21 protein-coding genes and 2 pseudogenes are annotated in these 20,407 nt (G+C 47.7%); 13 read left to right on the forward strand and 10 right to left on the reverse strand.

The features are described from left to right. The first annotated feature begins 185 nt into the window (after positions 1–185). The 6 genes and pseudogenes from EHW56_RS15385 (at position 186) to EHW56_RS04000 (ending at position 2,654) form a co-directional block, all read left to right on the forward strand. Positions 186–431, forward strand: coding sequence for a PAS domain S-box protein (locus EHW56_RS15385; RefSeq protein ID WP_216644443.1), 246 nt, complete (start codon positions 186–188; stop codon positions 429–431). Positions 432–490: 59 nt separating this feature from the next. Further along, positions 491–685 carry a PAS domain S-box protein gene (locus EHW56_RS15650; RefSeq protein WP_370517630.1) on the forward strand — a complete coding sequence of 65 codons (195 nt, stop codon included), beginning with the start codon at positions 491–493 and terminating at the stop codon, positions 683–685. Positions 686–737: 52 nt separating this feature from the next. Beyond that, positions 738–1,400: pseudogene (locus tag EHW56_RS15395) on the forward strand (PAS domain-containing protein); the annotation flags it as partial. After that, positions 1,364–1,636, forward strand: a complete 273-nt coding sequence (locus tag EHW56_RS15400) for a methyl-accepting chemotaxis protein (protein ID WP_152800400.1) — start codon at positions 1,364–1,366, stop codon at positions 1,634–1,636. The pseudogene EHW56_RS15395 and the gene EHW56_RS15400, both read left to right, overlap by 37 nt. A 139-nt stretch (positions 1,637–1,775) precedes the next feature. After that, on the forward strand, positions 1,776–2,201 hold the full coding sequence (locus EHW56_RS03995; RefSeq protein WP_152794137.1) for a YeeE/YedE family protein: 426 nt from the start codon (positions 1,776–1,778) through the stop codon (positions 2,199–2,201). 15 nt (positions 2,202–2,216) lie between these two features. Then, the gene (locus EHW56_RS04000; protein WP_152794138.1) at positions 2,217–2,654 is read left to right on the forward strand and encodes a YeeE/YedE family protein; all 438 of its coding nucleotides are present in this window, start codon (positions 2,217–2,219) and stop codon (positions 2,652–2,654) included. Between the two features lie 62 nt (positions 2,655–2,716). Here the strand turns inward: EHW56_RS04000 and EHW56_RS15655 are convergent, their stop codons facing one another. From EHW56_RS15655 to cysM, 3 genes and pseudogenes are all read right to left on the reverse strand, one after another. Further along, positions 2,717–3,115, reverse strand: coding sequence for a methyl-accepting chemotaxis protein (locus EHW56_RS15655; protein WP_370517631.1), 399 nt, complete (start codon positions 3,113–3,115; stop codon positions 2,717–2,719). Between the two features lie 141 nt (positions 3,116–3,256). Further along, positions 3,257–4,015, reverse strand: a pseudogene (locus tag EHW56_RS15660) (PAS domain-containing protein); the annotation flags it as partial. Positions 4,016–4,374: 359 nt separating this feature from the next. Further along, positions 4,375–5,268 carry a cysteine synthase CysM gene (cysM, locus tag EHW56_RS04010; RefSeq protein WP_172969928.1) on the reverse strand — a complete coding sequence of 298 codons (894 nt, stop codon included), beginning with the start codon at positions 5,266–5,268 and terminating at the stop codon, positions 4,375–4,377. 244 nt (positions 5,269–5,512) lie between these two features. Here cysM and cysP point away from each other — a divergent pair, with 244 nt between their 5' ends. The 4 genes from cysP to EHW56_RS04030 are packed head-to-tail and all read left to right on the forward strand — an operon-like array spanning position 5,513 to position 9,456. Next, a complete protein-coding gene (gene cysP, locus EHW56_RS04015) occupies positions 5,513–6,517 on the forward strand; it encodes a thiosulfate ABC transporter substrate-binding protein CysP (protein ID WP_152794142.1) in 1,005 nt (334 codons plus the stop codon). A 23-nt stretch (positions 6,518–6,540) separates the two neighbouring features. After that, a complete protein-coding gene (cysT, locus tag EHW56_RS04020; RefSeq protein WP_152798686.1) occupies positions 6,541–7,407 on the forward strand; it encodes a sulfate ABC transporter permease subunit CysT in 867 nt (288 codons plus the stop codon). A 9-nt stretch (positions 7,408–7,416) separates the two neighbouring features. After that, positions 7,417–8,325, forward strand: a complete 909-nt coding sequence (gene cysW / locus EHW56_RS04025) for a sulfate ABC transporter permease subunit CysW (RefSeq protein ID WP_152798688.1) — start codon at positions 7,417–7,419, stop codon at positions 8,323–8,325. 3 nt (positions 8,326–8,328) lie between these two features. Then, the gene (locus EHW56_RS04030) at positions 8,329–9,456 is read left to right on the forward strand and encodes a sulfate/molybdate ABC transporter ATP-binding protein (protein ID WP_152798690.1); all 1,128 of its coding nucleotides are present in this window, start codon (positions 8,329–8,331) and stop codon (positions 9,454–9,456) included. A gap of 120 nt (positions 9,457–9,576) precedes the next feature. Here EHW56_RS04030 and EHW56_RS04035 read toward each other — a convergent pair whose 3' ends face one another. The 7 genes from EHW56_RS04035 to EHW56_RS04065 all read right to left on the reverse strand — a co-directional run bounded on the left by EHW56_RS04035 (position 9,577) and on the right by EHW56_RS04065 (position 17,242). Then, positions 9,577–10,992, reverse strand: a complete 1,416-nt coding sequence (locus EHW56_RS04035; protein ID WP_152798692.1) for a glycoside hydrolase family 1 protein — start codon at positions 10,990–10,992, stop codon at positions 9,577–9,579. 12 nt (positions 10,993–11,004) lie between these two features. Continuing rightward, positions 11,005–12,003: a LacI family DNA-binding transcriptional regulator gene (locus tag EHW56_RS04040; RefSeq protein ID WP_152794151.1), complete on the reverse strand. Its 999-nt coding sequence runs from the start codon at positions 12,001–12,003 to the stop codon at positions 11,005–11,007. 74 nt (positions 12,004–12,077) lie between these two features. Continuing rightward, on the reverse strand, positions 12,078–12,407 hold the full coding sequence (locus EHW56_RS04045) for a PTS lactose/cellobiose transporter subunit IIA (RefSeq protein ID WP_152794153.1): 330 nt from the start codon (positions 12,405–12,407) through the stop codon (positions 12,078–12,080). After that, positions 12,407–13,702, reverse strand: coding sequence for a PTS sugar transporter subunit IIC (locus EHW56_RS04050; RefSeq protein ID WP_152794155.1), 1,296 nt, complete (start codon positions 13,700–13,702; stop codon positions 12,407–12,409). The genes EHW56_RS04045 and EHW56_RS04050 overlap by 1 nt, the downstream gene beginning before the upstream one ends. 9 nt (positions 13,703–13,711) lie before the next feature. Beyond that, positions 13,712–14,017, reverse strand: a complete 306-nt coding sequence (locus tag EHW56_RS04055; protein ID WP_152794156.1) for a PTS sugar transporter subunit IIB — start codon at positions 14,015–14,017, stop codon at positions 13,712–13,714. A gap of 251 nt (positions 14,018–14,268) precedes the next feature. Further along, on the reverse strand, positions 14,269–15,750 hold the full coding sequence (locus tag EHW56_RS04060; protein WP_152794158.1) for a bifunctional diguanylate cyclase/phosphodiesterase: 1,482 nt from the start codon (positions 15,748–15,750) through the stop codon (positions 14,269–14,271). A 304-nt stretch (positions 15,751–16,054) separates the two neighbouring features. After that, positions 16,055–17,242 carry an NnrS family protein gene (locus EHW56_RS04065; protein WP_172969905.1) on the reverse strand — a complete coding sequence of 396 codons (1,188 nt, stop codon included), beginning with the start codon at positions 17,240–17,242 and terminating at the stop codon, positions 16,055–16,057. Positions 17,243–17,490: 248 nt separating this feature from the next. Here EHW56_RS04065 and EHW56_RS04070 point away from each other — a divergent pair, with 248 nt between their 5' ends. The 3 genes from EHW56_RS04070 (at position 17,491) to EHW56_RS04080 (ending at position 20,397) form a co-directional block, all read left to right on the forward strand. Continuing rightward, positions 17,491–18,792: a nitrate/nitrite transporter gene (locus EHW56_RS04070; protein WP_152794162.1), complete on the forward strand. Its 1,302-nt coding sequence runs from the start codon at positions 17,491–17,493 to the stop codon at positions 18,790–18,792. A 113-nt stretch (positions 18,793–18,905) separates the two neighbouring features. Further along, a complete protein-coding gene (locus tag EHW56_RS04075) occupies positions 18,906–19,106 on the forward strand; it encodes a hypothetical protein (RefSeq protein WP_152794164.1) in 201 nt (66 codons plus the stop codon). Between the two features lie 127 nt (positions 19,107–19,233). Further along, positions 19,234–20,397 (forward strand): DEAD/DEAH box helicase, encoded by a 1,164-nt coding sequence (locus EHW56_RS04080; protein ID WP_152798694.1) that lies wholly within the window; start codon positions 19,234–19,236, stop codon positions 20,395–20,397. Positions 20,398–20,407: the final 10 nt, after the last annotated feature.

Genomic DNA, 20,407 nt, shown 5'->3' on the forward strand with positions numbered 1-20,407 from the left:
GATACTCCCTGTCAAAAAGCACGAGCACCCGCTCGTGCTTTTGTTTATTGGCAAATCTGCCCTACCTTGTTTATACCTTAACTATTGTCATGATTAGTTGTAAGGCTTTTAGTCATTAAATCGTACATGATGTCGCGACATCACTCCAATGAGTCTCATTTCCCTTTTTGAGCAAGAGGATAACTATGCTAGGTCGCTCTAACACTCACTTACAAGCATTTGAGCAAGCCATTATCGCCGTTGTCACGATTGATCATCACAATAACATCACCTTTTTTAATCAAGCCGCAGAGGATATATGGGGATACGCCGCGAACGAGGTACTAGGTAAAAACGTGGCAATGCTGATCCCTACCGAACTGCAAGCTGATCATGATAGTTATGTTAACCGACACAGAGAGGGCGGGGAGGATCGTATCGTCGGACGTTAGAAATTCAATCCAACCATGATGCGTATATCGATAAGAATCGCAAAACCGGCGAAGACAAAATTGTTGGCACCAGTCGAGAAGTTGAGATTGAACACAAAGACGGCCATCGTCTCTGGGGACAACTCTCACTGTCCAAGGTGCGTCTTGATAATCGGACACTCTATACCGCATTCGTAAAAGATGTCACTAATGCCGTACAACGACGAGAAGAAATGCGATTACTGTCCATGGTCGCTAACGAAACCGAGTGGTGACGAACCCGAAAGGTGAAGTGGTATACGTTAATCGCGGCTTCGAAGATATGAAGATATGTCAGGCTATACATTTAATGAAATGGAAGGGAAAAAGCCTGGGCATGTTTTGCAAGGACAAGATACTGATCCCCAAACCATACAAGATATCCGCAATCATTTAGCTCGTTATGAGCCCTTTTATGATGGAATATTGAATTATAATAAAAATGGAGAGCCCTACTGGATCTCCTTATCGATAAACCCCGTTTGGGATAATCAAAACCAACTAACCCATGTTATATCCGTACAAGCCAATATTACGCAAGTCAAGCAAACCTGTTTAGATTTCACCCGCAAACTGGATGCTATTGGCGGCGCGCTCGTCATTATGGAGATTGACGCTACTGGCAAACTTGATTCCGTGAACCCCTTATTTGAAGAGGCGCTGGGGCAGGTTGACAAGTCATGTGAGGAGGCGTCACGTTCTATTTATCATCAAATTACTCACGAATTAAAAGAAGCGATTGATAAACAAGGGTATGCTTCGGCGTTGATCGAGTTTGATGGTCAACATGACCAACTGGCGATTGATGCGAGAATCTGTGTACTTAAAGATTTATCCGGCAACATACTCAATTATGTCATGTTCGGTATCGATATCAGTACGCGCGTAAAACCGTCGCAAAAACACAAACATCAATGCAGTCCGTCTCTCAGTCCAGCCAAGAGGTCATGAAAATCATTGATACCATCAACAACATTTCAGAGCGCACTAACTTACTCGCACTCAACGCCGCCATAGAGGCTGCTCGCGCGGGTGAGGTTGGGCGTGGTTTTGCCGTGGTCCCCGATGAGGTTCGTCAGTTAGTCCAAAGCTCTCATCAGTCGAGTAAACAGATTAGTGAGTTAGTGGAAAGTACCGTGCAAAGTATTGACGAACTGGCCACCTTGTTGAATGACATAGAGAGCTAGAACGTCGAGAAGCCCAAGAGCCAACACTCGCGCCATTTATTTACTCAAAAACTAAATTAGTATTGACTTATATTAAAACCTCAGTATGCTGCGTGTCTGATTTAATCGTAACCTGTTTTGACTCACTGAAAGGAAAATCATGACGTTTCAAATTCCATGGGAAGCCTTAGTTGGTGGCATGCTTGTGGGCACAGCCTGTCTGGCACTATTAGCTTTGAATGGTCGCATTGCGGGGATCAGCGGTATAGTGTCAGGCGCGTTGTCATCACGCGGTCGTGAGGCACAATGGCGAGGGTTGTTTTTGCTGGGGATGGTCAGTGCTGGTATCTTGATGCCATTCATTGGCTTCGAATTGCCCGACTACACAAGCCTTACACCGGGATTAACACCTATGGTTGCCGTACTCGCAGGATTATTGGTCGGGGCAGGAACAACGCTCGGAAACGGCTGTACCAGCGGTCATGGTATTTGTGGTATGGGTCGCTTGTCGAAACGGTCTATTGTGGCAACGCTTACTTTTATGAGTGCTGCCTTTGTCACTGTTTTTGTTCGTTTACACCTTTAAGGACGTTTATCGCTTATGTTCCGCCTTGTTGCTCTACTCTCAGGCTTTATCTTCGGTGTGGGTATGATGGTGTCAGGCATGACCAACCCGTCTAAGGTGATTGGCTTTCTAGATGTATTCGGCCAGTGGGACCCCAGCCTTGCATTTGTGATGGGCGGTGCGCTGCTGGTTTTTGTTCCCGGCTACTTTTTGGCCGTGCGTCGGCAGAAAAAACCCTTAATGGCCGATCAATTTTTCCTGCCTAAAACGCGAAAGATTGACAAAAAGCTCGTCGGCGGCGCATTACTCTTTGGCGCCGGCTGGGGACTCGCTGGACTTTGTCCAGGCCCAGCAATCACGGCCATTGGCTCAGGGTCGCTCCCAATTGCTTTATTTATGGTTAGCATGCTCGTTAGTATTCGTTTTGTCGCCTACCTTCAGCGGCCACCTGCATCCTCCCCATTAAACGCTTAAAGATCTAGCAAGGGATTATGCGCCCTAATTATCTACTTTTGGTAGGGCGCTATTCTTCCATACTAATTGGCGAGGCGTTGAACCGTATCTGAGACTTCCTCAGCACCAGCATAAATATCACGCATCACGGCTTCCGCTGACGTAATCTTTTCTCGGCTCTGTTCGGATTCTGCGACGACTTCTTCCATCGACTCACTCACTCCCTGAGTCAATTTTCTATTTTCATCGACAACATTTGCGATTTGCGTTGTCGATTCACTGGTGCGTTTGGCTAAACTTCTCACCTCGTCAGCAACCACGGCAAACCCTCTACCCATTTCGCCGGCTCGTGCTGCTTCAATCGCCGCATTCAGGGCAAGTAAGTTGGTTTGTTCGGCAATTTGATTGATGGTGGTGACAATCTCTTCAATGCTCTGTGCATGCTCAGTCAGTTGATGGAGCTGCTCAGCCGTTGATTGCATTTTCTCAGTGACATGGCTAGTGATATCGACCGCTTCTTTGAGCAAAGCACTACCATCCTCAACATGTTGAAGTGTCGCGGCTGACGAATGGTGGGCGAGTTCAGCAGCTTCTGAGACTGCATGGCTTTTCTGCACGCTAGTGGTTATATTTGAAGCAAATTTCACCACTTTCTCAACACGCCCACTATCACCGAATATTGGATTATAGGTGGCCTCTAACCAGATTTCGTTGCCAAATTTATCACGACGTTGATACTGCCCGCTTTTAAATTGTCCACTTTCTAGCTCTGCCCAGAAATCCGGGTTTTTCTCATAAAAATCGGCGTCGCAAAACATGCGATGATGTTGCCCCGTGATTTCATCTAATTCATATCCCACTGTGGCTAAAAAGTTGTCGTTAGCATGGATAATGTTGCCTTGAGGGGTAAAAATGATGGCCGCCATGGAACGGTCGAGCGCCACAAACAACGCCTCTTTTTTGGCTTTTTCTTGGTGGATCCGCGTCACGTCCGACGCGATTTTGCGGACTTTAATCACTTTTCCGGACTTATCTTTAACCGGAAAATAGGTCGCATCCATCCAAATTTCGTTACCGTTTTTATGTCGGCGCCGGACAACTCCCTTTTGTCTTTCACCCTGACCGAGCCGCGCCCAAAAATCTCGATATTCTTGAGACTGCGAGGTTTCAGGAAAACAGACCGCAGAGTGATGTTGCCCGACAACCTCTTCAGACTCATAACCGATAATATCCAACAGCAACTGATTGCAATTAAGGACAGTTCCATCTGTTGAGAATGTAATGGTGGCAACACTTTCGTTAATCGCATCTAGCTCGATCTCTAGATGCTCTCTATTTTTCTCACTCTCGGCAAGCAAGCGTTTTGTTTGATTAAACATCATGGTGGCTCCCTATTACCTCTAGGCCCATATTTTTGCTCCTTGCGCTTCTCATCTGCTGTGGCTAGCCAATCCACATGAGCGCTTGAGAACATGTTAAATGACGTCTATTCGCGCCATACCAAAAAGCATAGCGAATCACCATGGTTACACCAGTCAGACTTTTTAATGAACAAGCATGATAGGTGTCAATTATGTAAGTAAATAATAAAAACTATACTAAACAATAGGATGAATAATTATTTTTTGTATGCTTAGTTTGCCAAACCGTCCAACAAAGCAGCCACTGTATCAATGAATGGTGTGATGCTTATTGCGCCATCCATTGCGCTCATACTATTGAATGAGATGCCGACTGACTATTACGAAGAAAACAACCCCGACGACAAATACCGATCGCCGCGATCGCAAACAATGGCTACCACCACAGAGCCGGGTTCGGCTTTGGCGACTTGCAGGGCAGCAAACACGGCACCACCCGAGCTAACACCTGCACAAATACCCTCTTCTCTGGCGAGGGCACGCGCGGTCTCTTTCGCCTCTTGCACAGAAATATCTATCACCTCATCAATATTTTCATCGGTATAGATACCCGGTAAATACTCAGCCGGCCAGCGGCGAATACCAGGAATCGCGCTCCCCTCTGTCGGTTGTAAACCAATGGTTTTAATCGCGGAATTTTGCGTTTTTAGATACTTTGAGGTTCCCACAATGGTACCTGTGGTGCCCATGCTGGCAATAAAGTGGGTGATTTGTTGCTGGCTTTGTTGCCAAATTTCTGGCCCCGTACCCGTTAAATGCGCCCGCCAGTTATCCGGGTTATTGAACTGATCCAACACTTTGCCCTTGCCCTGTGTTTGCATGGATAAAGCTAAATCGCGAGCGCCCTCCATCCCCGCGGCTTGAGAGACGAGGATCAACTCACTGCCATAGGCTCGCATGGCATCTTTGCGCTCCTGTGTGGCGTTTTCAGGCATGATTAAAATCAGTCGATAACCTTTAATCGCCGCCGCCATCGCCAGCGCGATCCCTGTGTTGCCACTGGTCGCTTCAATCAAGGTATCGCCGGGTTGGATATCACCCCGCGCTTCTGCCTGCACGATCATATTGAGTGCGGGTCTGTCTTTCACCGAACCGGCCGGATTATTGCCCTCGAGTTTAACTAAAACAGTGCTGCCTGTCTCTGCGGCTAACCGCTGCAAGCGCACCAAAGGGGTCTGACCCACATAGTCTTCAAGGGTGGGGAAATCAGCCACGTTGTTTACCTCTTCATGTTTCATGAATTGCCTGCCTGATGGATGCTCTCAACACCGCGTAAGAGACTGTCTATCGCCACATCCTACAAGGAGGCTTGATACGACACGCAGACATTTTTTCACTAACATATACAAAATGGTTATATTTAAACTGTTTTTTATTCCCTTCAATTGCTTTTATTCTGTGACCTATCCCAACTTTCTTTGCTGATAACAGCAACAAACGGCCATCAAGGATTTAACAATGAAGGTATTCAAAACTCTGGCTCTTTCGGCCTTGCTTGCCACCAGCGCGGCGCCGGTATCTGCCGCCGAGCAAACCCTCTTGAATTCATCTTACGATATCGCACGTGAGCTTTTTGCTGATTACAATCCGCTGTTTGCAGCGCACTGGCAAGAAAAAACCGGAGAATCGGTGACCATTAAGCAGTCGCACGGTGGATCCTCGGCGCAGGCGCGCGCCATCATGCAAGGGCTGCAAGCGGATGTGGTCACCTTCAACCAAGTCACGGATGTGCAGGTGTTGTACGATCGCGGCAAGTTGATCGATAAAAACTGGAAAGAGAATTTCCCCAACAGTAGCTCGCCGTACTACTCCACCACCGCGTTTTTGGTGCGCAAGGGCAACCCAAAGAACATTGAAAATTGGGATGATTTAGCCAAGGACGACGTAGCCTCTGTCTTCCCAAACCCAAAAACCTCAGGTAACGCCCGATATACCTATCTTGCCGCACTCGGTTATGCACAAAAGGCATTCGGCAAAGATAACACCGAGCAGCAAGACCAATTTTTGAAACAGCTTCTCGCCAATGTGGCGGTGTTTGATACCGGCGGCCGCGGCGCAACCACCTCGTTTGTTGAACGCGGAATTGGCGATGTGCTGGTCACCTTTGAATCAGAGGTCAATAATATCCGCCAGCAATATGGCAGTGATAAATACGATATTGTGGTGCCTAAAACCTCGATTTTGGCCGAGTTCCCCGTCGCCGTGGTCGAGCGCAACGCCAAACGCAACGGCACTACCAAGCTGGCGACCGAGTATTTGTCTTACCTTTACAGCGAAAAAGCACAACGCTTACTGGCCGATTTTAACTACCGCGTCCATCACCCTGACGTGGTCAAAGACAATGCCGATCGTTTCCCTGAAGTCGAACTGCTGACCGTAGAAGCCATCGCAGGGGGTTGGGACGAGGCCATGAAAACGCACTTTGCCAGTGGCGGAAAACTCGACCAACTACAACGCCGTTAATGTTTTCTAGGTATTGAGACGCTATGCCATCGCTATCGTATCAACGCCAATCCACACCTTGGGCAGCACGTCAGCAGCGCGTGCTGCCCGGGTTTGGCATCAGTTTGGGCGTGTCTTTGCTGTTCATCAGCTTAATCCTGCTGTTACCGGCCAGCGGCCTTATCATGCAGACCAGCCAAATGAGTTGGCAAGAATACTGGTTCGCCATCACTGACCCACGGATTGTCGCCAGTTATAAAGTCACGGCCGGTGCGGCGCTGATTGCCTCATTATTAAATGGTGTGATTGGCCTACTCTTTGCGTGGGTGCTGGTGCGATACGACTTTGCAGGCAAACGCTTCGTCGATGCGCTGGTTGATTTGCCGTTTGCTCTGCCCACCGCCGTTGCCGGCGTCACGCTCGCCACCCTGTACGCCAATAACGGCTGGATAGGCAGTGTGCTTGCCAACGTCGGTATCCAAGTTGCCTACACGCCGCTTGGGATCGTGATTGCCATGATGTTTACCAGCTTGCCGTTTGTGGTACGTACCGTCCAACCCGTGTTGGAAGAGATCTCCCAAGAGGAAGAAGAAGCGGGCACTGTGCTCGGGGCAAGTGACGGTGCGGTGTTTTGGCGGATTATTCTGCCGACCATCAAGCCGGCGTTGTTAGTGGGTGTGGCCTTATCATTTACCCGCAGTCTGGGTGAATTCGGTGCGGTGATTTTTATTGCTGGCAATATGCCCTACGTCAGCGAGATAACGTCGCTGATGATCTTTGTTCGCTTGCAAGAGTTTGATTTCCCAGCGGCGAGTGCCATTGCCTCGGTGATCTTGATGGCATCCCTGTCATTGTTGTTTGCCATTAACCTTTGGCAAGGCCGTTATCTAAAACGTATTCACGGGCGGTAAGGACACTTTATGAGCACAAACTCGGTGAGAATTGGTGATACCCCATGGATCAGGCGCAGTTTAATCGCGCTTATGCTGCTGCTCGTGGCGCTGGTGTTGGTTGTGCCACTGGTGAGCATCTTTTCCATTGCCTTCGCCGATGGCATCACAAGTTATTTTCAGCATTTACTCGCGCCCGATACCCGCCACGCGATTGGCCTTACATTGTTGGTGGCCGTTCTCACGGTACCCATTAACCTCGTATTTGGTGTGATGTTGGCATGGGCGGTCACCCGTTTCCAATTTCCGGGGAGAAAGCTGGTCACCACCTTGATTGATATCCCGTTTGCCGTGTCGCCCGTGGTCGCAGGCTTACTCTATTTGCTGCTTTATGGCAGTAACGGCTGGCTAGGCGCGTGGCTATTTGAGCATGATCTTCAAGTGATGTTTGCCCTACCCGGCATTGTGTTGGTCACTATTTTTGTTACCTGCCCTTTTGTCGCCCGCGAGCTGATCCCGCTCATGCAACAGCAAGGACAAGCAGAGGAAGAAGCAGCGGTGGTGTTAGGCGCATCATGGTGGCAGCTTTTTCGCCGCGTCACCTTGCCCAATATTAAGTGGGCCCTCATCTACGGGGTCATTTTGACTAATGCGCGCGCCATCGGCGAGTTTGGGGCGGTCGCTGTGGTGTCAGGCAGCATTCGCGGTCAAACCAATACCCTGCCTTTGCAGGTACAGCTGCTCTATGAGGACTACCAAACCCAAGCGGCGTTCGCCTGTGCCTCATTACTTGCCTTTATGGCACTCGCCACCTTGGCGCTAAAAGCTTTGGTGGAATGGCGTCAGCATCGCGTGCACGCCAGTACCGCGCCGATTAATGAAAGCAGTGCATCAACGCCTGCCCACTTAACCTTACAAACGAACCAGAGTGAGCCGTAAGCCATGCGCATTCAACTGAACGATATCACCAAACACTTTGGCCAATTCCAAGCGTTATCGCCGTTATCACTCACCATTGAGCAAGGTGAAATGATGGGGCTGCTTGGCCCCTCAGGATCCGGGAAAACCACTTTATTGCGCATTATTGCCGGATTAGAAAGCAGTAACAGCGGCCAGATCCTGTTTGGCGATCGCGATGTCACCCGCGTTCATGTGCGTGATCGCCGTGTCGGGTTTGTTTTTCAAAATTACGCCTTGTTTAAACACATGACGGTGGCAGAGAATATCGCCTTTGGCTTGCAAGTGATGCCGCGTCGCGAGCGTCCTTCACCGGCCACGATGACACAAAGGGTTAATCAACTGCTTGAGGTCGTGCAGTTAGGCCACCTGGGCCAGCGGTATCCCGAACAATTATCAGGCGGGCAAAAGCAACGTATCGCGCTGGCGCGAGCGTTAGCGACACAGCCGGAAATCTTATTGCTTGATGAGCCGTTTGGGGCATTAGATGCCCAAGTGCGCAAAGAGTTGCGCCAATGGTTACGCCGACTGCACGATGAAATGGCATTCACCAGTGTGTTTGTCACTCATGATCAAGACGAAGCACTCGAGCTATCGGATCGCGTGGTGGTGATGAGTAATGGGCAAATTGAGCAAGTCGATAGCCCAGTCGATCTGTATGCTGCGCCAAAAAGCCGCTTTGTGTTTGATTTTTTAGGAAACGTGAATGTTTTTTCCGGCCACTATCAACAAGGTGTCTGGCAAAATGGCAATGCCTTTATCCAACCCACACTAAACACGCACACCCAACAGTCCGGCAGTTTATATGTCCGCAGCCATGAGTTAACCCTTGCCGATAAACCCAATAGCCAACTCTCGCTGCCCATGCGTGTGGTCTCTATCAATCCGGTCGGTGCCGAGGTGCGGGTATCACTCGCCCCACAAGGCTGGGAAAGTGAACAACTATGGGAAGCCACCTTAACTCATCATGCGTGGCAAGCCGCACCGTATCAAAAGGGCGATACCGTGTATGCGATGCCGCACCGCGGATACTTTTTCAACGGCACTGACATGGAGCCACAACGCCTTAATTGGCCATTTTTGGCGAAAGATAGCTTGGTGTATGATATTTAATGGTATAAAAAGGTAAAGCTAATATAGCCGAAGATACACAGATCTATTCGCAAACTTATGATAAAAAAACGCGGGCTCAATCACCCGCGTTTGGACTACCGCCGGATTAGCGACAAAGCACTAGCTCTTAAGATTACTGCCTCGTGTTTCTATTACTTTTTTGTACCAATAGTACGATGCCTTCTTTTTCCTGGCTAAACCATTAGCATGGTCAACATAGATAAATCCGTATTGCTTTTTAAATCCATTGAGCCAGCTCAATAAATCAATTGCCGACCATGCGTAATAACCTTTGACATTTACGCCGATCTCTATCGCTTTTTTAACAGCCACTAGGTGATCATTAATAAAATGAATCCTCGGGATATCACAGACCTCCCCCTCTATAATAGGGTCCTCATCCCCTAAACCATTTTCAGTAATATATATTCTAACATCACCATAGTATTCTTTGAGTAGCTGTAGGCCACTCACAAAGCCATCAGGTGATATTTCCCACCCCCATTTTGTATATCGCTTATCATCCATAGCAACTGTTCGATACACTCCGTCAAAACTCGGATTACCTGGAGCTCCTGTCGCGTTCTCTCGCGTCGGCTCAACAACATCGCCTGGCGTATGTATTCTTTCTACTCGCATAGGCTGATAGTAGTTTAATCCAATAAAGTCATTGAGCGGTGCAGACATTATTAAACTTTCTCTATCATCTTCCGTTATTTTGGGTTGAATCCCTTGGGTTTCTAGCCACGCCATCACATAGTCTGGATACTCTCCCTTCAAAATAGGATCATAAAACCAATTAAGATTAAACTGATTAGCATGCATAGCTGCAAATAGGTTATCTTCACTATTATCAACTGAAAACGCGGGTGTGAAGACATGGCTCAAGCCTATTTCTCCATATTGTTTACGCTTTTTATACGCGATTACAGCTTTAGCATGCGCAGTAAAGACATGATGCGTCGCTTGAAAATACTTTTCTGGCGCATTGTGAATACCCGGAGGATGTGCACCTGCAAGATACCCGTGCCCACAAAAAATAACAGTTTCATTGAATGTAATGAAATGTTTGACACGATCTCCAAAGCTCTCAAAGCAAACATTTGCATAATTCAAAAAAGCATCGATTGTTTTTCTATTTAACCACCCCCCATCTTTTTCCAAAGAGAGAGGAAGATCCCAGTGATACAGGGTTACAAAAGGAACTATTCCATATTTTAAACACTCATCAATGATATTATTATAAAACTCAATACCTTTAGGGTTTATAGCACCTACACCATCAGGAATAATTCTTGCCCAAGAAATAGAGAAACGGTAAGACTCAAGTCCCATTTCAGTCATTAACTTAATATCTTCCTTGTAACGATGGTAGTGATCAATCGCTACTTCACCCGTTGTTCCTTCAAAGGTTTTTCCCGGGATTTTTACAAACTCATCCCAGTTAGTTGGCCCTTTGCCGTCGACATCTTTTGCTCCCTCTATTTGATAAGAAGCCGTCGCGGCACCAAAAAGAAAATCATGTGCAAATTTCATAAAAAAATCTTTTTATACTAGAGGCTTAGTCGAATCGCGCACAAATAAATCACCCACAACAATCTCTGGTTTTATAGTTACTTGATCCTCGATAAGTTGTTGGGCAACTTCCATCGCTCTTTCCGTAATACGTTCGATAGGAATATCAACTGTCGTAAGCTGTGGTACAACAAACTCAGTCATTTTTTCATTGTCGATACTCACGATTGATACATCTGAAGGTACATCAACGCCTTTCTCTCGACAGGCACGTAGAATACCAATAGCAATATCATCACTCGCTGCGACAATGGCACTGAAACGCCAATTTTTGGGAATTTGTTCCAGCGCTTGTTCATAGGCTGCTTTTACATCAAAGCCACACACCAAATGCTGTGTTTCCACAGAAAATGGCTGCTTCTCAGTAATCGCTTTAAAAGCCTCTAACCGAACTTGGGTCGTTCTTGTTGTTGGACAAGGCCCAAAATACGCAATGTGTCGATGACCAATGCTCATAAGGTGGGTCGCCGCAGATTCTATCGCGCGCTTTTGATCAAATGCAATTGAATAACCTGCTGATTCTGGGAGCTCTTGCCCAACGTGAATCAAAGGCGTGGATATTTCATGATTAAGCTCGACAAGTTGTTGCGTCGTCAACTGACGGCTGTAAAGCACAATCACATCACACTTCTGTTCAACCAGGGAGCTCACTGCTTGTAATTCAAACTCAGCTTGATTTTTCCCATCAGCAATAATCAGTTGCTTACCCATCCTAGTCGCACTGGCAGATGCTTGCTTAAGTAAACTACCAAAGTAGCTACCATCAAAGTCTGATAGCACTAGGCCAATACTATTACCGCTACTTGCAGCTAATGTTTGTGCCAAGCTACTGGGCCGATAGTTCAATTGTTCAATAGCTGCCTCAACTTTCACTCGGGTGCTCTCTTTGACCTGTCCAGTCTTATTAATGACACGGGACACTGTTGCCTTAGATACACCGGCAGCCTTGCAAACATCTTTAATTGTGGCCATTCGTACCTCTAAAGGTGAGAGGGGGTATACCCTCGAAACTACAAACTTTCGGATTTTCAGTATTGTAACATTAATTACACAGAATCCAGTTTGCGGTGAATAGCAATTAATTCTTCAACCAGTTCTCTGGCTAACATGCTGGTCATAATATGATCCTGGGCATGCACCATCACCAGATTCACGGGCACCTTTCCTTCGCCCTGATCGAGCCCAATCAGCTGAGTCTGCACATCATGTGCTTGCTTCGAAGCGACAGACGACTGAGACAGGTATTCGTCAACCGCGTTCCAGTCACTCGCTTTCGCGGCTCTCAACGCCTCCATTGCGAAAGACTTTGCTGAGCCTGCATTGATGATGAGCTCCATCACCGTTGATTCTTGGTCAAAATCTGCTGGTAATGTCATTAGTTTTCCTCCCCTTGGGCTTCTTGTACTAAAAGCTGTTTTTCATACACTTTAAAAAATGGGTAATAAATGGCGGTCGCCACAAACATGAGGACAACAACCAATAAAGAAGAGCTAATTGCCCAACCTGCTGCCCATGCCGCGCCAATCGGAGCAGGTGCAGTCCAAGGCACCACTGAAATCACAGCACCGACAATCCCCGTTTTGACACAAAAGTACGCAATCGTAGCGTTAACTAGTGGGGCTGTAATAAATGGGATAAAAAAGGTAGGGTTCATAATCAAAGGAGTACCGAATATCACTGGCTCATTGATATTGAATAGCGAGGGTACAACACTGATTTTCCCTATCGTTTTTAGGTGAGCGGCACGACTACGCATAAACAAAAACACCAGACCTAATGTCGCACCAGAGCCCCCTAGCACGATAAAGAAGCTCCAAAAACCCTCCACAAACACGTGAGGAATTTGGGCACCAGCAGCAAGCGCAGTTTGATTAGCGGACAGATTAGTGAGCCAAAAAGCTTGCAACATACCGCCGACAATAGCGGCACCATGGATACCTGCAAACCACAACACGTGTGTAAGTAGCACGGCCAAAAGAATAGCCGGCAACGAATCAGCAGCACTGACCAAAGGTTTAAACGCTGTCATGATAGCTTCAGGGATGATCATGCCAGTCTGACTTTCAACATATAAGTTGAGAGGATATATGGTCAGTACAACCAAGAGTATGGGAATCAACAGATCAAAAGATTGTTTGATTTTTCCAGGTACTTGGTCCGGCATTTTGATGCCTATGTTTTTCCGTTGGAGAAAGTACATCAGCTCTGTGCTGTAAAGAGAAACCAGAATTGCCGTGAAAATGCCCGTACCTCCGAGATATCCGGCGGGCAGTCCTCCTTTAGTCAGTGGCGCAGATACCAATAGGAAGGACATCAATGACAGCATCGCTGGCATAAATGGTTCCATGCTGTAACTTTGTGCCAAGTTATAAGAGATGGCAGCAGTGATATAGACAGACATGATGCCCATTGTCATGTTAAATGGCGTGAGTAGTTGCCCTTGATATTGCTCAGCAAGCTGCAACCACATTTGTGCAATAGCCCAGTCTGAATCTGCAGCAAAAGGCGGGAACGCAAATATGAGTAGAAATGAGCCTACGATCATAAATGGCATCGCAGAGATGAACCCATCTCTCATCGCCATAATATGACGCTGTGACGCCGCTTTACCGGCAATAGGTGTCACTCTGTTCTCAATAAATCCGAATACATTATCCGTTAATGTCGTCATTGCGACCCCCTAACCTAGCTCTACTAATGTATCGTTGAGGATTTTTTCACCATTCATCATTCCGTAATCCATGGTGTTAATCACTTTAACTTTTTTGTCTTGTTTAGCTGCACTTGCCGAGAAGTCTGCTTCTTTATACTTTACTTGTGGCCCCAGCAAGCAGATATCGAATTTCGGAAGCATATTTTCAAATTCATCCAAACCAACAGCTTGAATATCTGCCGCTATGCCTTGATTCTGGGCCGCCTGTTCCATTTTCTTAACCACCATGCTGGTTGACATGCCCGCCGCACAACAAAGAAGAATTTTTACCATTTTGATACCTCTTGACACTCTGGATAGTTAACAGATGACCCTAAAGTACTCAATAAAGAAACCGGTTTCAGTAACCGGTTTCAAAGTTGAAGACAAGGATCACAGAAACCGGTTACATAAAGCGTTCCATTGTGGTTTTGATCACATAGGCTAAGAATTTTTGTTAAAGATTATTCGAAGAACTCAGGACAGAGTGAGAATAAAAAGAGAGGCGGAGTAAAAGTGCTATTCACTGTATGCGAAGCTATACACTAAACCGATAGCGCCACGGTTAGTTGCGTGAGAGGAGCAGGATAACCAAGATAATATCCTTGTGCATGCTCACAGTCGAAGCCTTTCAATAGTGCAAGTTGAGTGGCTGTTTCCACGCCTTCAGCCACCACGTTTATGTCAAGTCGTTTGGCAATATCAATAATACCTGCAGTGATCGCTTTGGCACGACTGTCGGTTTCCATCGATTGGATGAAACTGCGGTCAATCTTGATCTCATCGACGTTGATTCGGTTAAACATCCCTAAAGAGGTATATCCCACACCAAAATCATCAATGGAGAAGGCCACGCCATGGCGTTTGAGTGTATCAACCACTCGTGCGCACTCAAGAATATCATCAAGTGCCGCGGTTTCGGTTATTTCTAGGCACAGGTAACGCGCGAATTCTGGATTCAATTGCAAGTAGTCATCAATACGCCGGATTGCACTTTCGCTATTAAACTCAACCGCAGAAATATTAACCGACACACGCTGAATGACAGCTCCCAACAGACCGCTATCATGTAACTGCTTGGCAGCTTTTTCGAGTACGAGCGCCGTTAGGTCTTCGCAAAAACCCTGCTCTTCGGCAAGCCTGATAAACGTACTCGGTGGCACCACACCATAGGTTTCATGGGTCCATCTCGCCAATACTTCTAAGCCGGTTAGCTCGCCTGATGCCAAGCGATATTGCGGCTGAAAGACAACCTCAATCTCTTTGTTATTGATCGCAACCCTGAGTGCGGAAACGAGCTGCCTACGCTTTTGAGCTTGCTCAGTTAAATGAATATCATGATACGTTATCGCCCCTTTGCGCTTTTTGGCATCATTCAGGGCGCGCGTAGCCGCCGTCATCAAGGTGGCGGCATCGTCACCATCTGGCCCAAATAACGCCACCCCTATCGAGCAAGTGGCTTTTTGATCGTATCGTTGCAAATGACGATGACACTCACGGTGCAACCTATCAATATATAGTTCCATATCGCTGGCACCGCCTAACGCTATAAGGCAGGCAAAGCGGTCTGCGTGGACGCGCGACGTAAGTTTATCGAGTAGCGTTGATACCTCAATGGCATGAGCCATGTCAGACAGCAGATGATTAGTACGTTCAAACCCGAGTTTATTGGTGAGTGATGTAAACCCATCAATGTCGATAATCACCAAAACATACGAGGTTTGTTGCTCCTGTAGGGCAAGCAAGGTATCCACATGACGCATAAACACTGAAGGGCTGTGCAACCCTGTGACACTATCAATGTCACTCGCTCGCTCTAACGCTAGGTGATTCCTTCTTGCCAGGTTCCAGAGCATAATCGATGTCACCACCACAAAGAAATGCCCTTTAAATGCTTGTGCTAATTCATGCATCTCTAGATTCGTTGATAAGGCAGTCACTACGCGATCGGAGAATAAGATCCACAAAGTCGCAAAAAAGAAATAGATAAACGCCAGCTTCAGAGCGTAGTAGTTCGTTTTTTTCATTGTGGTTCCCGTGCGATGACGTCCATTCAACCTTTTTGCAACACCCTACCTCACGCCCACCGTGACGCAGAGTGAAGGAGGCGGCAATAAAACCGGCCTCTTTCAATCCATTATTAAAAATGAGACAGCGCTTTTAAAGTGTGTAACTGCATATTAGGTCTAATGTTAGTTGTTCGCTAGAAAAAACGACAATAAACAACCTACTAATTGATAAACGCCTTCCATCTCTATCAGCCATCTCATCAATGATTAGGCGTTAGACTACCTAGCATCAATCCAACACAGTCCGGTAAAGCGTCATACATTACCCCGCCGCGCCATCTGCGCGTGCTTGACTCAACATAGGGCCAAATCGCACCGCAAACCAGCCATAGCTGATCGCCCAAAGCAGTGCAGACGCAGAAACAAGCTCTAGGGTATAAACGGGCCAAAACCACATGCCAAATACACGGACGAGGGCTGAAATGAGTAAGGCATAAAAGAGCCAAGAAACAGTGGGACCTTGATAGACATTGCGCCCAGTATGGCCGAGCGTGACTCGCACAATCATGGCCAAGACAACGCCACCGAGCGCACCTATCGCGAATAAGTGCCAGATAAGATTTGATGCCCAGGGGTTAATCACCAAGGCTTTTAATAACAAGCCAAGTGGTAAAAAGAGATAGAATACGTGCAACGAGAACAGCATTGGTACCTGGTACGCTCTCCAACCTTGCCAGCGGTAGAGCCGAACACATTGCGCAATACCCGCTGTAAGCAGCAACCCACGCGCGACCATGTTATCAGTACCGGACACCAAGGTGACGCCAATCAGTAGCACAAACAGAGCGATAATCGCTCGCTCTAGCCACACAGGTGGGCTGGACACCTGTATACCCAACTTTTTCTCCGTGAAAAACGGGATCACGCGGCCACCCATGACGCTAATAAGCAGCATGAACCACAACAAGGTACTGTGCCAAACTTGATTAATAGGTAGTGAGACTTCCCCTAGCATTACGCCGTAAGACAATGCGTTAAGCAAAGCCGCCACCGCTAAAATAGGAATAAACAGATAATTGCGCTGACGCTTAGTCACTACCACGCGATAACCCAACGACCATGCCACGCAGGCCATAAACAGGGTATCAAGTACTAGGCTCGACCAAATTGGGACATCCACCCAGAAGCTCAACCGCGCCAACAGCCATAATGAAAAAATGGCGAAAAGCTTCAGCCCTCGGGTACCCGGCACACCCGTCCAGTTTTGCACCGCCGTCATTAAGAACCCACCGACAATGGCCATCGAAAACCCAAACAGCATCTCGTGGGCATGCCACCAAAGGGAGGGAACGGTCAGTGAAACCATTCCAGGATGCGTGTAAAGCCCACTCCATATAATAATAACCAGACATGAGTACAGAGCACCAAAGAGGAAGAAGGGCCTAAAGCCCAATCGGAGCACCGGTGGAATCTTATCCTCTTTTTGTTTGTCGGTGACATTCAGTAGCATGGTAAAGCGCTCCATAGGGCAAAATGAATATTGCTACCCTAGCACACAGAAGAGCACCACTATTGATATCAAACAAACTCAAACCAATTTAACGTGCTACAAAAAGAAAGGTTATTGTGGTTATTGAGTAACCAAGATCCATGTTGTCAAATCAAAAGGCTGGACGTAACCGATATTAACCACAACAATTTTCTCATCACCAACCGGTGCAACATTCAAGCTGGCAAAGCCAAAGAATGAGGAGGCCCATGACCTATCCATCTAGCAGCAAGTTTGCGGTACTCGGCGCGGCACTTATCGCCATAAGCTATGGATTAGCCCGCTTTGCATTCGGTCTGTTCGTCCCACCGATCCGCGATGACTTAGCACTGAGCCCCTCGCAGATAGGTGTGATTAGTGCCCTGCCGTTGATTAGCTTTGTGATCGCAACTGGTTTTGCGCCGCTGATTGCCGATCGCATTGGCGCAAGAATCACTGCAATTGTTTCTGGCTTGTTTGGCGCTCTGGGTCTAGCCGTCATCAGTCAATCGACTAACAGTGTCTCACTAGCTGTCGGTGTGTTTGCTTGCGGCATTTGCACCGGCTTGATGATGCCCGCCCTCACCGCGGCTATGCAGGCGATCGTCAATCGCGCCCTGCACGGTAGAGTCAGTTCAGTGATGAATGCGGGTACCAGCATTGGTGTAGTCGTTGCTGTACCTGTAGTGCTAATGCTCGAATCGGCTTGGCGCACTGCTTATTTGTCTTTTGCCATAATTGCTTCACTTGGCGTATTGGCCGCATGGCGTATGTTACCGTCTGTCTCGCCTGTCACACCCACAGATGCAGCCCCTGCGCCACCGATCAGCCGATTACAATGGGCGCGGCTGTTCCGTTTATCGTTGTTTGCATTCGCGATGGGATTTGTCTCTGCCGCGTACTGGATTTTCGCACCGGATTTGGTTATTACGCTTGGCGCGCTTCCTACTGATACAACCGCTTGGCTATGGGTTGCCGTTGGCATTGCAGGTTTAGGCGGAGCAATAGCCGCAGATCTTGCAGATCGCAACAATCCCCCAATTACCCATTCACTAATGCTAATGATGCTCGCCGCAAGTATGGCACTTATTGCCGCCAGTCCGGAAAACAGCGGAATAGCGGTGTTTTCTGCTCTGGTGTTTGGTCTTGCCTACATGAGTTTAACCGGCTTGTACCTAATGACCGGAATCCGACTTCTCCCCGGGCGCTTATCCCTCGGACCTGTTTTGCCTTTTATGGCGGTATCACTCGGCCAAGCGGTTGGCTCTCCGGTATTAGGTTTATTGATTGAAAACATGGGTTATGCTGGCGCTTTTTCGGTATTTGCCTCCGCCAGCATTGTGGTTGCCATTATCTCTCCACTCTACCCTCGTCAGCTCGAACAAGAGTGGGACGAAGACGTGATTGAGGACACTGGCCTACAAGCGGCCTATGATCATCAACTACATGATGAAGAAGGTGAGCCTTATCGCGGTGTGGAAATAGAAGAAGAGATCGAAGCCGTTGAAGAAGACCACACCGATGAAAATTAATTACAAAAATGTCATTTAATATCGACATATGATTTAACATTGATCACGTTTAAAAGATAAACTATGATAAATAAACACTAAAATGTAATTTAGTTACACACAAGGAGCGTGCTATGTTATCTGCAATTAAGGAACTTTTTACCCCTCATAAAGATTATGCGGGTCGACATATTGATGCGGTTATTGACCGTTTGGCCGCACAAACAGGGACAGAGGCCCATGCCTGGTCTTACCTCCGCGAGCAAGCTGTTTATGAAAACACGCTCAATGGTATGCGGGTATATCCTCATGAGCTCAGAAAGTACGCGGCCTAGAACAAACTGTTCCTAGAACACCAACAGATTTTGCGTCGTGCTACTGTAAGGTTCGTGCTAGACTCCACGCCATTCAGTGTGTCTGAGCGGGAACGCGGACACACGCTTCTTGTTTGTTGAGTCTGTTATGCCATTTAAAAAACTGGGTTTAAGCGACCCTCTTTGCCAAGCCATTGTCCAACGCGGCTTTACCACGCCAACATCGATCCAAACGAAAGCCATTCCGCTTATCCAGCAAGGGCATGATCTGATTGCCGCGGCACAAACGGGCACGGGGAAAACCTCGAGTTTTATCTGGCCTATCATCGATAAATTATCTGCCGGTGAAGCAGGACGTAAAAAGCGCGCTCGCGCACTCGTCATCGCTCCCACTCGTGAGCTCGCGCTGCAAGTAGCTGAGAGCGCACGTCAAGACAGCCAGTTTACTGAGCTGAAGACCTTGGCGATGGTTGGCGGCATGGACGAGCAGGCACAAAAGCAAGCCTTGATCGACGGCGTCGATATTTTGGTCGCCACCCCGGGACGCCTACGGGATTTACTCAGCCAACGTGCCGTCTATTTAGATGAAGTGGAAGTGCTGGTTCTCGACGAAGCGGATCGCATGCTCGATATGGGCTTTATTGATGCCATTCAGAATATTCTTGACCGCTTGCCGGCAAGCACGCAGTGCTTACTGTTTTCGGCCACGCTCTCTAATAAAGTGCGCGATCTGGCCAAAGCGACCATTGGCGATGAAGGCAAAGAAATCAGCATTGCCGCACGAGATGCCTCGAAAGACAACATCACCCAATGGTGCATTCCAATCGATAAAGATAAGAAATCCGCCCTACTGAGTCACTTAATCAAAGAAAATGGCTGGGAGCAGGCACTGATTTTTATCGAAACCAAGCACGGCGCCGCCAAGCTCGCCACTCAGTTGGAAAAACGGGGCATTGCCGCCGAAGCGTTTCACAGTGGACGCAGCCAAGCCGTGCGGACCCAACTGCTGGAAAACTTTAAAAGCGGTGACATCCAATTTTTAATTGCCACCGGTGTCGCTGCACGCGGCATTGATATTGAGTCGCTTGAGCGCGTGGTCAATTACGATCTACCCTTTCCGGCCGACGAGTACGTCCACCGAATTGGCCGTACCGGTCGCGCCAGTGCTCAAGGCGAAGCGATTTCATTGGTCTCAAAAGATAACACCAAAAACTTGCGCATGATTGAGGCACGTCTCGGGCATCCACTGGAACGTCGCATCATCGAAGGCTTTGAGCCCAAAAAGCCGGTACCACTGACTGCGCCCAAGTGATAATGTGCAA

Source organism: Salinivibrio sp. VGrn1 (assembly GCF_009377995.1).
GTDB classification, from domain to species: Bacteria; Pseudomonadota; Gammaproteobacteria; order Enterobacterales; family Vibrionaceae; genus Salinivibrio; species Salinivibrio siamensis.